9 protein-coding genes are annotated in these 12423 nt (G+C 64.5%); 2 read left to right on the forward strand and 7 right to left on the reverse strand.

The window, feature by feature from the left end; all coding sequences use genetic code 11:
• Positions 1 to 130: 130 nt before the first annotated feature.
• Positions 131 to 1102, reverse strand: a complete 972-nt coding sequence (locus tag SPHI_RS12845) for a bile acid:sodium symporter family protein (RefSeq protein WP_076745362.1) — start codon at positions 1100 to 1102, stop codon at positions 131 to 133.
• 295 nt (positions 1103 to 1397) lie between these two features.
• Here SPHI_RS12845 and SPHI_RS12850 point away from each other — a divergent pair, with 295 nt between their 5' ends.
• Entirely contained in the window at positions 1398 to 1700 is a 303-nt protein-coding gene (locus tag SPHI_RS12850; RefSeq protein ID WP_233130922.1) for a hypothetical protein, read from the forward strand.
• Positions 1690 to 2586: a TIR domain-containing protein gene (locus SPHI_RS12855; protein WP_076745363.1), complete on the forward strand. Its 897-nt coding sequence runs from the start codon at positions 1690 to 1692 to the stop codon at positions 2584 to 2586. Before SPHI_RS12850 ends, SPHI_RS12855 begins: the two co-directional genes overlap by 11 nt.
• Positions 2587 to 2664: 78 nt before the next feature.
• On the opposite strand, the gene gyrB is transcribed toward SPHI_RS12855, so the two are convergent.
• From gyrB to SPHI_RS12885, 6 genes are all read right to left on the reverse strand, one after another.
• Positions 2665 to 5178, reverse strand: a complete 2514-nt coding sequence (gene gyrB / locus SPHI_RS12860; RefSeq protein ID WP_076745414.1) for a DNA topoisomerase (ATP-hydrolyzing) subunit B — start codon at positions 5176 to 5178, stop codon at positions 2665 to 2667.
• 50 nt (positions 5179 to 5228) lie between these two features.
• Positions 5229 to 6491 carry an MFS transporter gene (locus SPHI_RS12865; protein ID WP_158049708.1) on the reverse strand — a complete coding sequence of 421 codons (1263 nt, stop codon included), beginning with the start codon at positions 6489 to 6491 and terminating at the stop codon, positions 5229 to 5231.
• A gap of 178 nt (positions 6492 to 6669) precedes the next feature.
• Positions 6670 to 7728: a DNA replication/repair protein RecF gene (gene recF / locus SPHI_RS12870; protein WP_076745365.1), complete on the reverse strand. Its 1059-nt coding sequence runs from the start codon at positions 7726 to 7728 to the stop codon at positions 6670 to 6672.
• A gap of 806 nt (positions 7729 to 8534) precedes the next feature.
• Positions 8535 to 9935, reverse strand: a complete 1401-nt coding sequence (gene chrA, locus SPHI_RS12875; RefSeq protein ID WP_076745366.1) for a chromate efflux transporter — start codon at positions 9933 to 9935, stop codon at positions 8535 to 8537.
• Entirely contained in the window at positions 9932 to 10750 is an 819-nt protein-coding gene (locus SPHI_RS12880) for a chromate resistance protein ChrB domain-containing protein (RefSeq protein WP_076745367.1), read from the reverse strand. Before SPHI_RS12880 ends, chrA begins: the two co-directional genes overlap by 4 nt.
• 420 nt (positions 10751 to 11170) lie before the next feature.
• On the reverse strand, positions 11171 to 12235 hold the full coding sequence (locus tag SPHI_RS12885; protein WP_076745368.1) for a hypothetical protein: 1065 nt from the start codon (positions 12233 to 12235) through the stop codon (positions 11171 to 11173).
• Positions 12236 to 12423 lie beyond the last annotated feature (188 nt).

Genomic DNA, 12423 nt, shown 5'->3' on the forward strand with positions numbered 1-12423 from the left:
CCTCCCCGGGACGGGGAGGGGGACCGCCGCCGTGGGCGGGGGTGGAGGGGCGCTTCCCCGCAGCGGATCGTTCGTGGAGCCGCCCCTCCACCAGCCTGCGGCTGGTCTCCCTCCCCGTGCCGGGGAGGAATCAGGTGGGCCGCTTGGCACAGCGCTGCGCGAGCCAGGCGCAGACGAACAGCTGGATCTGGTGAAAGATCATCAGCGGCAGGACGATCAGGCCGACGGCGTGGCCGGGGAAGAGGATCGCGGCCATCGGGATGCCGCTCGCCATGCTCTTCTTGGAGCCGCAGAAGACGATCGCGATCTCATCCTCCTTGTTGAAGCGGAGCGCGCGGGCGGCCCAGGTCGTCAGGGCGAGGACCAGTGCCAGCACCGCGCAGGCGATCGCGATCACCGCGGCGAGGCTGGCGGCGGAGAGCTGAGTCCACAGCCCCGCGACCACGCCGGCGCTGAACGCGGCATAGACGACCACCAGCACCGAGCCGCGATCGACCACTGTGGTGAGCCGCGGATGCGCGACCAGCCAGGCGCCGATCAGCGGGCGCAGCGCCATGCCGACGAGGAAGGGCGCCAGGATCTGCAGCGCGATATCCTCGATCGCCTGCAACGACAGGCCGTTGGCCGATCCGGCGAGCAGCTGCGCGACGAGCAGCGGCGTGATGACCACGCCGAGGAGGTTGGACAGCGAGGCGCTGCACAAGGCCGCGGGCACGTTGCCGCGCGCGATCGACGTGAAAGCGATCGAGGATTGCACGGTGGAGGGCAGCAGGCAGAGATAGACCAGCCCGGCGACGAGATCGGGCGCCAGCATGCGTCCCGCCAGCGCCGCGATGCCAAGGCCGATCAGCGGGAAGAGGATGTAGGTGCTGGCGAACACGAGGCTCTGGAGCCGCCAGTGGGCGATCCCCGCCCAGATCGCCTGCGGCGCGAGGCGGGCGCCGTAGAGGAGGAAGAGCAGGGCGACGGCGAGCGTGGTGATGTGCTCGACGACCGGTACCGCGGCTCCGCGCGCGGGGAGGATCGCGGCAAGCGCTACGGTGGCGGTGAGCAGCAAGAGGAAGCGGTCGGCCTTGGCGAGGAGGCGGCGGAGGGTGGGCATGGATGCGTCCTGTTGGGGACAGCCCGAGTAGGGGATTGCGGGTGGGGGAGCTAGCGCAATGCCGATCTACTCTTGTCAGGAACACGAAACCTTATCGAGCAGAATGTAAACTTGAGGCGTTCCGACGACCTTCAGTGATTTGTTTGACCTACGGATCTGTCGATTTGTACGAAACGCGCACGAGATTGTGGACAATGATCGACAAAGCGCTCTCCATTTCGACTGTTTAAATGACCACGGAACATGTATTCGTAGTTAAAGGCTACAGGTGTATACCGTAGGATCGACAGGAGGGATGAAATCCGTGATCAGGGTGAAAGGCTTAGACGATCTTACGAAAACGATCGCTGACGCTCAAAAGGCTCTCTCCGCTATCGAGGGCGACCTCGGGAATGTTCAGTTCAACCCGTACGAACCGTCCAGCATAGAGGCTGCCATCGCGGAAGCCGAAAACATGATAGACTCTCGATTAGGTAAATATTCGAAGAACCCCATCGTCGCTCCTCTCGTGTCCGAGATGAAGGAGCGGTATCGGATCGGTATCTTGGATAAAGCTGCCGAACTCCGGCTTCAAGAGGGTGGTTTGAATGACGAGTAGAGATTTATTCGCGCGGATAAATGGTGTTGTTCTCGATCTTCAAAGCTCAAACTACTCTACTTACACCCATCCTATAAAGAAACTTAATAAGCTCCTATGGCATGAAGACCTTGTTGAATATAATGAAAAGCTCATTCGTGGGTTGGACTTAGACAAATTCCTGTCCGAGAACCCGCGAACCCGGGGAAGTATGATTGGAAGTGGGCGAATTGACTGGCCCGATAGTCAGGATGAAACGCTCGGATTACAGTTGCTGTTGATCAAGAGGTTTGCAGAAAATCCGGACTTTATGCTTAACTTTGGGTATTATTATTATCACTCAGGTAATAAGCACGACGGTAACCTGAGATCGTTAATTGCCCAGCTGATAATACCCTTCGCTAGGGAGTACAGAGATTTTGTCGATTCTGGTGCAACAACTGTAACTAAGCTTGCTCCTGCTCTTTCGAAGAGAGTGTTCGTGGTGCATGGTCATGACGAAGGTGCCAGAGAGACTGTCGCTCGATATTTGGAGAAGATCGGGCTCGAAGCCATTATCTTGCATGAGCAAGCTAATCAGGGTCGTACTATCATAGAAAAGATCGAGGCTCACTCGGATGTAAGCTTTGCCGTAGTGCTGCTTACCCCGGACGATTACGGCGGCAAGCTAGGTGAACCGTCGAGTCCAAGAGCGCGACAGAACGTGATACTTGAACTCGGATACTTTGTTGGCCGCCTTGGTAGAGGGCATGTCTGCGCGCTTATGCGCGGCCAAATCGAGGTGCCGACAGATTGGTCGGGTGTCGTGTATCAGACGATGGATCCAGGTGGGGGTTGGAAGGCAGCGCTCGCGAAAGAACTGGCAGTGCTCGGCCACGACATCGACTGGAACAAGGTCATGCAATAACCTATTTTCTCAATTTGAACGAGGTTGATAGAGCACGTTGTTGCTTACAAGGGCGGCCTTTAAGCCGCCCGCAACCCATCAAACGTCCAAATTCGCCACTGACAGCGCATTCTCCTGAATGAACTCGCGGCGTGGCTCCACCACGTCGCCCATCAGGCGCGTGAAGATCTCGTCCGCCACGTCCGCCTGGTCGATCGCCACCTTGAGCATCGAGCGGTTGTTGGGGTCGAGCGTGGTTTCCCACAATTGCTCGGCGTTCATTTCGCCCAGGCCCTTGTAGCGCTGGATCGCGAGGCCCTTGCGGCCGGCGGCGAGGATCGCTTCCAGCAGCTGTGACGGGCGGGTGACGAGGGTTTCGCCCTTGCCGATCACCAGTGCCTCATCGGCTTCGCCGTCCCCATTGGCATCCTCGATCGCCCCGTCGAGCGTCGTGGCCGCGGTGGGCTCCTCGGTGCGGTCGGCGGCCTTGAGCGACACGAGCTTGCGCGCGTGGTCGTAGAGGTCTGCGTGCTCGGCGGCGAGGGTGTGGAGCTTGCGCGCCTCGGCCGAGGAGACGAACGCCGCCTCGACGATGTGATGGTCGGTCACGCCGCGCCAGAAACGCTGGAAGTGGAAGCCGCCTTCGCTCGTCATCTGCGCCGTCCAGCGTGCCTCGGGATCGCCCTGGTCGAGGCGGCGGGTGACCTGCGCGAGGCGCTGCGCGCGTTCCTCGGGGGCGATCTGCGGATCGAGCGCGCCGCCCAGCGCCAGCGTCTCGATGATCACCGGATCGTAGCGGCGCGGCACGTAGCGCATCAGCGTGCGCAAGCGGCGGGCGTGCTCGACGAGGTTGAACAAGGGCGCGCCGGTGCCGACGCCGTCGAGCGTGGTGCCGCCCGCGCCGTTGCGGACGAGGTAATCGTCCAGCGCGCCTTCGTCCTTGAGGTACTCGATCGCCTTGCCGCGGGTCGCCTTATAGAGCGGCGGCTGGGCGATATAGAGGTGCCCGGCCGCGATCAGATCGGGCATCTGGCGGTAGAAGAAGGTCAGCAGCAGCGTGCGGATGTGCGCGCCGTCGACGTCCGCGTCCGTCATGATGACGATCTTGTGGTAGCGCAATTTGTCGAGGTTGAACTCGTCGCGGCCGATGCCGGTGCCCATCGCCTGGATCAGCGAAATGATCTCCTTCGACGAGAGCATGCGATCGGTGCGCGCGCGCTCGACGTTGAGGATCTTGCCGCGGATCGGGAGGATCGCCTGATATTCGCTGTTGCGGCCCGACTTGGCCGAGCCGCCGGCCGAGTCGCCCTCCACGATGAACAGTTCGGACTTGGCGGGATCCTTTTCGCGGCAATCGTGCAGCTTGCCGGGAAGGCCGCCCATCGAGCCCATCACCGTCTTGCGGCTGGCATCGCGGGCCTTGCGGGCGGCCTCGCGCGCGGCGGCGGCGTCGATCACCTTCTGGATGATCTGGCGGGCGTTCTGGGGGTTCTCTTCCAGCCAGTCGGCCATCTTGTCGGCGAGCAGGCTTTCGAGCGGCTGGCGGACCTCGGAGCTGACGAGCTTGTCCTTGGTCTGCGACGAGAATTTGGGGTCGGGCAGCTTGACCGAGACGATTGCGGTGAGGCCTTCGCGCATGTCGTCGCCGGTAAGGGAGATCTTCTCCTTCTTCAGCAGGCCGGACTTGTCGGCATAAGCGTTGAGCGTGCGGGTCAGCGCCGAGCGGAAGGCGGCGAGGTGGGTGCCGCCGTCACGCTGCGGGATGTTGTTGGTGAAGCACAGGACGTTCTCGTAATAAGAGTCGTTCCACTGGAGCGCGACGTCGATGCCGATGTCGTCACGCTGGCCGCTGATCGCGATCGGCTCGGGGAAGAGCGGCGCCTTGGTGCGATCCAGCCACTTCACGAACGCGGCGATGCCGCCTTCGTAATAGAGTTCGACGGTTTTCGGCTCCTCGTGGCGCGCGTCGGTGAGGAACAGGCGGACGCCGGAGTTGAGGAAGGCGAGCTCGCGATAACGGTGCTCGAGCTTGTCGAAATCGAACTCGGTGATCTTGAAGGTGGCGGGGGAGGGGAGGAAGGTGACGCGCGTGCCCTTCTTCCCTTCCGCCTTGCCGACGACCTTGAGCGGGGCGACGGCATCGCCGTGGGCGAAGCGCATGTAATGTTCCTCGCCGTCGCGCCAGATGGTGAGGTCGAGGAATTCGGAGAGCGCGTTGACAACCGAGACGCCGACGCCGTGGAGGCCGCCGGAGACCTTGTAGGCGTTGTCGTCCGAGGTGTTCTCGAACTTACCGCCGGCGTGGAGCTGGGTCATGATGACCTCGGCGGCCGAGACGCCTTCCTCGGGGTGGATGCCGGTGGGGATGCCGCGGCCGTTGTCAGTGACGCTGACCGAGCCGTCGGCATTCAGCGTGATGTCGATCCGGTCGCAATGGCCGGCCAGCGCTTCGTCGATCGCGTTGTCGCTGACCTCGAACACCATGTGGTGGAGGCCCGAGCCGTCGTCGGTATCGCCGATGTACATGCCGGGACGCTTGCGAACCGCGTCGAGGCCCTTCAGCACCTTGATCGAAGAGGCGCCGTAATCGTTGGAATTCTGCTGATCTGCCATGACCATTATATAGGCACGGCGGCGGTGTAACGGAAGCGAAATAGGGTGCCTCAGGCGGGATGGGCGTGCGCCTGAACGTGGGGGAGCGGGCGTTCGCGCAGGCTGAGGAATAGCAGCGCGGCAAGGCCCAGCGCGGCGGCGGCGAGGGCGAGCGCCGCGCCGTAATGGCCAGTGGCGTCGTGGAGGCGGCCAAAGGCGGTGATGCCGATTGCGGTGCCGAACAGCGAGATCATCACGAGCAGGCCGTACAACTCGCCATAAGCACGCAGACCGAACAGGCGGGCGGCGAGGAAGGGCAGCAGATCGTGCTCGGCGCCGTTCATCAGCCCGGCCAGGAAGACGAGCACCAGTATCAGCGCAAAGCCGGGGGCGGGAAGTTGCAGGCCGACGAAGGCGAGCGCGGAAATGGCGGCAAAGGCGGCGGCGGTCGCCTGCGGCCGGAAACGGTCGACCAGCGCGCCCATGACCAGGCGGCCGACCACCTGGCTGAAGGCGAAGGCGGTGACGAGCAGCGCAGCCTCGCCCGGGGCGAGACCGCGGTCGGTGCCGAAGGGGACCAGCGAAGTAACGAGGCCGACGCTGGCGATGTTGATCAAGGCGGCGGACAGGCCAAGCCGCCAGTAGCGGCTGTCGCGGCGCGTTTCGGCGCCGGTCATGCCGTCCACAGGTTCGGCGGCGTTGGGGGCGTGCGGATCGGGACGGGTCGGCGCGGCACGTTCGCGGCGCAGGAGGAGCAAGACAGCGGGAAGCGCGAGCACCGCGACGATCGCGCCCAGCGCGAGGAAGCCGACGCGCCAGCCGTAAGCGGCGATCACCCAGCCGAGCACCGGAGCCAGCGTCAGTGAGGTAATCGAAATGCCTGATGTGGCAACGCCGAGCGCAATGCCGCGGCGCGCCTCGAAGCGCTGGGCGATCAGCTTGCCGTAGACGATCGAACTGGTGCCGGGGACGGTGAGCGCGAGACCGAAGACCAGCGCCTGATATTGCCACAAGGGGCCGGTGAGCGAGGCCAGGCCGGCATAGACCAGGCCAAGCAGCAGCATCGACACGATGATGATCGCGCGGGCGCCGATCCGGTCGGCGACACGGCCGAGGAAGGGCACGGCGAGGCCGCCGAGCAGGCCGAGGCCGGCAGCGGTGGCGATGTCGCCGCGGCTCCAGCCGAAATCCGCGACCGGGCCGCTGATGAACAGGCTCGACAGATTCTGGAACAGCCCCGGCCCGGTGCCGATGCCGATCATCGCCGCGGCCACGACGGGCCAGCCGCGGCTCCACTCGCCGGCTGGTGCCGGTCGATCCTGGGGTCTCTCCATGAACGGGATGGTAGCGGGGTGGGGGCGGGCGTCCATCCCTGTTTGATTGTGCGGGGTTGACGCGGGGAGCTTCCGTCACCCCGGGCTTTGCCCGGGGGTCCCGCTGCTTTTGCCACCGTTGAGTAGAAGAAGAAGCGGGATCCCGGATCAAGTCCGGGATCACGGAGAAGCGGATACCTTACCCCAGTTCGATCCGCGTTGCGTCTTCGCCGATCGCGGCGAACAGGGCGGGTTCGGTGCCGGTCATCCAGACCTGCGCCTGCCCGGCGAGGCGATTGAACAAGGCGGCGCGGCGCGCGGGGTCGAGATGAGCGGCGACTTCGTCGAGTAGGAGGATCGGCGGTTGGTCGCGGCGCTCGCCGACCAAAGCGGCGTGAGCGAGGACGATCGCGAGCAGCAGCGCCTTCTGCTCGCCGGTGGAGGCCTGCGCTGCCGGGATATTCTTGTCGAGATGGCGGACGTGGAGATCGGCGCGGTGCGGGCCGGTGAGGGTGCGGCCGGCGGCGGCATCGCGCGAGCGACCGGCGCGCAATTCGTGCAGCAACTGCTCCGCGCTGCCGCTCCATCCGCCGAGGGCGAGCGCGGCGCGCGGGAAATCGCCAGTGGCGGCTTGTTCCAGTCGTTCGGAGACGATGGCGATGGTCTCGCGCCGCGCGGCGTCGATCGCAGTGCCATGCTGCGCCATTTGCGCCTCGAGCGCCGACAGCCATTCGCGATCGGGATAGGGCTCGCCAAGCAATTTGTTGCGCGCGCGCATTGCGGCCTCGTAGCGGGTCGTCTCCTGCGCATGCGCAGGTGCGAGCGCGAGCGCGAGGCGATCGAGAAAGCGGCGGCGCTCGCCGGCGGGCTCGACGAACAGCCGGTCCATCGCGGGGGTGAGCCACAGGACCGATAGCCATTCGGCGAGCGCATTGCCGGCGTTGGCGGCGCCGTTGATCCGCACCACCCGCCGCTCGGGCGCGCTGGGGAGCGTGCCGGTGGCGATCTCCGTCGTGGCGACACCAGTGGGATCGGGAAGGGTGGCGGCGACTCCGAACCCGCCGGGGCCATCGCGGCGCGCGATCTCGCCAAGGCTCGCCCGCCGCAAGCCGCGGCCGGGAGCGAGCAGCGACACCGCCTCCAGCACATTGGTCTTACCCGCGCCATTTGGGCCGGTGAGCAGCACAAAGCCGGGCTGCGGCGCGAGCGCCAGCGCGGCATGGCTGCGAACATCGGTCAGCACGAGCCGGCGGATCATCGGTCGGGCTTTAAGGGGAGAGCGCGGCTGGGGGAAGCGGGGTGTGGGGTGCGGAGGAGGCGGTGCCCCTGAGCTTGTTGTTGCTGGACGCGTCAGCGAGCGGCGCGGTTACTTGCTTGCTCCAGCGTATATGGATCCCCGCCTGCGCGGGAATGACGGTTGGGGCGGGTGGCGGTTTGTCCACGATCCGGCGTCACCCTGAACTTGTTTCAGGGTCCACCCATCCATCTGCGGCCCTGCTGCTTGTGGCAGGGTGGATGCTGAAACAAGTTCAGGGTGACGACCGACTTTGTACGTCGGTTCACGTCCAATCGCGGACAGTCGAGACTAGGCTATCAAGGTAGCGATGCCTCATCGTGCGATCAAACGTCTGTTAAGCCGCTAGAGCAGTCACCAAGAGGCTGCGCTATGGCAGATGACCAACCGTAAGACGATGGGAAAGCGTCTTGCGGGCTACCGAAAGTCGGAAAGGGTCGAGCTAAGTTCTTTCTGGTTGCATCAGCGCCGATCATCCCACTGATCCTATCGGACGAAGCGGGCTGGGATAGAGGAATCGCTTGGAAGGCTTGGATGTGTCTTGCCATAGCGTGGGCGATTGGTATCTTTTTCGTGATGTTCGCTAGCCTTTGGCGAGCGTTCCGCCGTTCGGTGCGGGATTGGCGAAACGGCAGCTAACCCCAGAATCTGCCGTTCCGGATCGGCTATGGCCATCCCGAAAGCGGGCAGGCCGAAAACGCCCCATGTTCGCCTTCGGCTCGGTTCGTTTCGCTCCCGCAAGCGGACCCTCATTCATCTGCCGCAGGCTATCATCCGAGCGCACCCAGGAGGTGGAGAGCGATGCCCGCGGACGAAGTACCAAGCAGCGTTACGATGACATTGGCCCGAAGAGTGAAAACCGTGATCACGGCTGCCCCGGCAAGCAGGCTCGCCCAAGGGTCTATGCTGCCGAGAACCGGCGCGTCGAATTGGAATGGCCCTAGTCTTACCATCGCTGTGTCGCGAAACAGCGTGTGGAGCGCGAACCACACGGCCAGGTTGAGCACCACGCCAACCACGGCCGCAGTGATCGCCGACAGGGCGCCAGCGACCGCAGCGTTCCCCCGGAGACGCTCGATGAATGGCGCCCCCAGGAAGATCCATAGGAAGCAGGGAACAAACGTCACCCAGGTGGCTAGCAGCCCGCCAAGCGTTGCTGCCAGCAGCGGCGAGAGGTCGCCGGCATCACGGTAGGCGCCCAGAAACCCGACGAACTGGAGCACCATGATCAGCGGGCCCGGGGTCGTCTCGGCCATGCCCAGGCCGTCGAGCATCTCGGTCGGGCTTAGCCAGGCATAGTTCTCCACTGCCTGCTGCGCGACATAGGCGAGCACGGCATAAGCGCCCCCGAAGGTCACCATTGCCATGGTCGAGAAGAAGATGGCGATGCGGCTGAACACGTTGTCCGGACCGAGCGCGATGAGCAGCGCCGCGACGGGAACAAGCCACAAGGCCAGCCAGACAAGCGCGGTTTGCATCGTCTCGCGCCATGTTGGCTGCGCATGCGCTGGCAGGTCCTCGCCGAGCAGCGTGTCGGCGTCGGCGACCGTGGCATCCTTCGAGGCCCCATGACCGCCGCCGCGAAACGCGGCATGACCCCGCTTGCCCGACCACCAGCCGATCAGGCCGGCGCCGAGCACAATCAGCGGGAACGGCGCACCGAGAAAGAAGATCAGCACGAAGGCCGCAGCAGCGAGCGCTCGCGAGGGCGTCGTCTTCAGCGCGCGCCCTCCGATCCGCACCACGGCCTGCAGCACGACGGCCAGCACGGCGGCTTTGAGGCCGAAGAACAAGGCGGAAACAATGCCGACGCGTCCGTACAGTACATAGACCCAGCTAAGCGCCATGATCGCGGCCGCACCGGGCAGGATGAACAGCACGCCGGCAATGATGCCGCCTTTCGTTCTGTGCATCAGCCATCCGATATAGGTGGCGAGTTGCTGCGCCTCGGGGCCCGGCAGCAGCATGCAATAATTGAGCGCGTGGAGGAAACGCTGCTCGCCGATCCATCGCTTCTCGTCGACAAGGATGCGATGCATCACCGCGATCTGCCCGGCCGGCCCGCCGAAAGACAGCAGCGCGATGCGCAACCACACCCAAAATGCCTTGCCAAGCGTGACTGGCTCGGGCCGGGTCGGCGCTGCAACGCCGATCGTCGCCGCCGCGGTCATGCCGACACCTTGCCGCGCGCAGGCTGGTGCGAGGACCAATCATGTTTCTCGGCCTGGGCATCGCGGCACCAGCGGTAAAGCGCATCGTACACGGCCATGCCTGCTTCAAGTTGAGCGTGATCGTCGCTGTGGATGCGGGACAGGCCGAGGGAGATGGCGAGCAGGCCCGCGGCTTCCGGCACAAGATCGCACCGATCGGTGTCGGCGCCGCGGACGATGGCAGCGAGGCGCACCAGCGGCGCATGCGCGCCGAGCCCAAATGCCTCGACCATCAGGTCGAAGGTGCAGAGCTCGCCGCGATGGCTCCAGAATACGCGCTCGTCGGCAATGTCGAACGGCTCCGCCTGTTGCTGTGCAGCGACGGTCAGCACTTCGGCAGGCGCCACGAACAGGAAGCGGGCTTCGGGATCCACGAACCGGCGGATCAGCCACGGGCAAGCGATCCGATCGACCTTGGGGCGCGATCGGGTCACCCACCAGGTCCCCCCATCTTCGTGGCGTCTGGGAAGGTGGGCAAAAGAGACTGTCGGCAGTCCGGCGTCGGCCCAGGCGGCGAACCCGCCTTCGAGCACCTCGGCAGAGATGCCTTCGCTGCGCAGGATCGCTGCGGCAGACACCGCCGCGCCGCGACCATCGGCGTCGACGACGATGGTGTCGCCATGGCGGCCCCAGCGGGTCGGGTCCTTGCTGTCGGGATAGCGCGATCCGGGGATCGCTTCAGATGGCGCGTCGCGCAGGTCGATGATGCGCGGCGAGCCAGGCAGCCCGATCAGGCGCGTGAGCTTGTCGGGCGTGATGGCATTGTGAGCAGGCATGGCGCGTCCTTTGCGTGATGAGCTGGACGCGATTCTTTAGCTGACGCCTCGTGGGGAGATCGCATTCCCCATGGGCATAATCAGCCATGCGAGAACTTGTTTGTCAATTCATCCGGCGAACGCCCGTTTACGCGGGTCACCACCTAAAAGCGGAACGTCCGCTTTCCTCCCAGGATCTGCTGTTCCGGATCGGCTATGGCCATCCCGAAAGCGGGCAGGGCCGAAAACGCCCGATAGCGGACGCTCGTCTCGCCTGGCGTGATGGCCTTAAAGCCGCCACACAGAAGCTGGCAGGCGAGGTGGGGAAAGGCGTGTTCTCGGGGGTTACAGGTCCGGAGCCGGCACCCCGCCCAGGCAGCCCGTCATGATAGACAGTTGGCGCTTCGTCCTCGCCACTGACGGGCCGAAGGTGGCGACCTGTCACCGAGGCGGAAGGGGTGCGGGGATCGGAGCATCGCCGGGCGCGAGAGCCGGAGGTGTTTCGGTGTCGGCCGGCGATGTTTCGGTGTCGGCCGACGGTGTTTCAGTCTCGACCGCCACCGAATCATTGTCGCTCAGCGTCCCCGCCGTGGACGGGGATGGCACCACCACGGGTATCTCAGTGGTTTGCGCCATTGGTGGTGGAACCACCAAGGGCGGATCCGGCTGATAATAGTCGCGCCACGCGTCATATGCCGCGTAGAATTCGACGAACGGGCGGTCTAGCCGCAGCAGAGCTGCTCGGGCGAAGGCCGGAAGATCGTCATCGGCGACCTGGCCCACCTTCGCGACCTCCTCGCGTGCAATTGCGCAAAAGGCCGAGCGCATCGCCGGTTGCGCATAGAAATTGTAGATGCGCGTCTGATTGTCATCATAGACACGCTGCCAATCCCACCAACCCGGCGCCTGCCATTCCCGAATATAGGCCTGGTAGTAGCGATCGATCACGGCGGCATGCGTCTTGAGCCACGCGTTATAAAGCTCGATGACCCCGCCGCCCGCCTGGTCGCAGCCGAGCGCGGCTACGTTCAAAGCGTTGCGCAGATGCCAGACGGCGGCCTGATCGGTGTTGTCGAGATTGGGCGTCACATACTTGCCGTCGGGACGCTTGGTCGCACTCTTCATGCCGATATAGCCACCTGCCGGCATCACCGGCGGCGGCGGTGGGGGCGCCATGACAATCGGCGGCAGCTCCACGGGAGCGGGCGGGGTAGCGCAGCCGGAAATGGCGAAAGCCAGTCCGCCTAGCAGGCCCCAGCCGAGGTTCGCGCGCAATGTCATCGTCCTGCCCAGATAATTCGTTGTGGCACGCTTGGCCCGTACCAGATGAACATCGCAGAAATGGTTGATCTCCCCTTGCCGTTCCCTGCCCTCGATCGAGGTTGTGGCCGGTTGATGGGTCAGTGCCGAGTTGGGCGTATGCGGTACCCCCGGCCGCATGAGCTCAACGCTCAGGCCTTCACAGATGTTGCAACTACCGCGCCCCGAAACGGGCAACTTCAGCATCTGGGTTGATGAACAGGCCGGCGTCCGTTTTTTCATTCAAACGACGAAATGATGTGATCCGCAGTTCCGGCAAGCTGGCTCTCCCGATCCTCCCCGATACGCGGAAGGGGGACCGCCGACGGGTGGAGGGGTGTGTCCAAACATGGTGCGCTTAGTGGAGGGGCCGCTCCAGCACCGCTTCAGCGGCC

Origin of the sequence: Sphingomonas jeddahensis (assembly GCF_001981525.1) — a bacterium.
Taxonomy (GTDB): domain Bacteria; phylum Pseudomonadota; class Alphaproteobacteria; order Sphingomonadales; family Sphingomonadaceae; genus Sphingomonas; species Sphingomonas jeddahensis.

Excerpts from the sequence above, each read along its gene's own strand:
- SPHI_RS12845 (WP_076745362.1), bottom strand. The coding sequence starts at position 1,102 with ATGCCCACCCTCCGCCGCCTCCTCGCCAAGGCCGACCGCTTCCTCTTG.
- SPHI_RS12865 (WP_158049708.1), bottom strand. The coding sequence starts at position 6,491 with ATGGAGAGACCCCAGGATCGACCGGCACCAGCCGGCGAGTGGAGCCGC.
- recF (WP_076745365.1), bottom strand. The coding sequence starts at position 7,728 with ATGATCCGCCGGCTCGTGCTGACCGATGTTCGCAGCCATGCCGCGCTG.
- SPHI_RS12885 (WP_076745368.1), bottom strand. The coding sequence starts at position 12,235 with ATGCTGAAGTTGCCCGTTTCGGGGCGCGGTAGTTGCAACATCTGTGAA.
- gyrB (WP_076745414.1), bottom strand. The coding sequence starts at position 5,178 with ATGGCAGATCAGCAGAATTCCAACGATTACGGCGCCTCTTCGATCAAG.
- SPHI_RS12850 (WP_233130922.1), top strand. The coding sequence starts at position 1,398 with ATGAAATCCGTGATCAGGGTGAAAGGCTTAGACGATCTTACGAAAACG.
- chrA (WP_076745366.1), bottom strand. The coding sequence starts at position 9,935 with ATGACCGCGGCGGCGACGATCGGCGTTGCAGCGCCGACCCGGCCCGAG.
- SPHI_RS12880 (WP_076745367.1), bottom strand. The coding sequence starts at position 10,750 with ATGCCTGCTCACAATGCCATCACGCCCGACAAGCTCACGCGCCTGATC.
- SPHI_RS12855 (WP_076745363.1), top strand. The coding sequence starts at position 1,690 with ATGACGAGTAGAGATTTATTCGCGCGGATAAATGGTGTTGTTCTCGAT.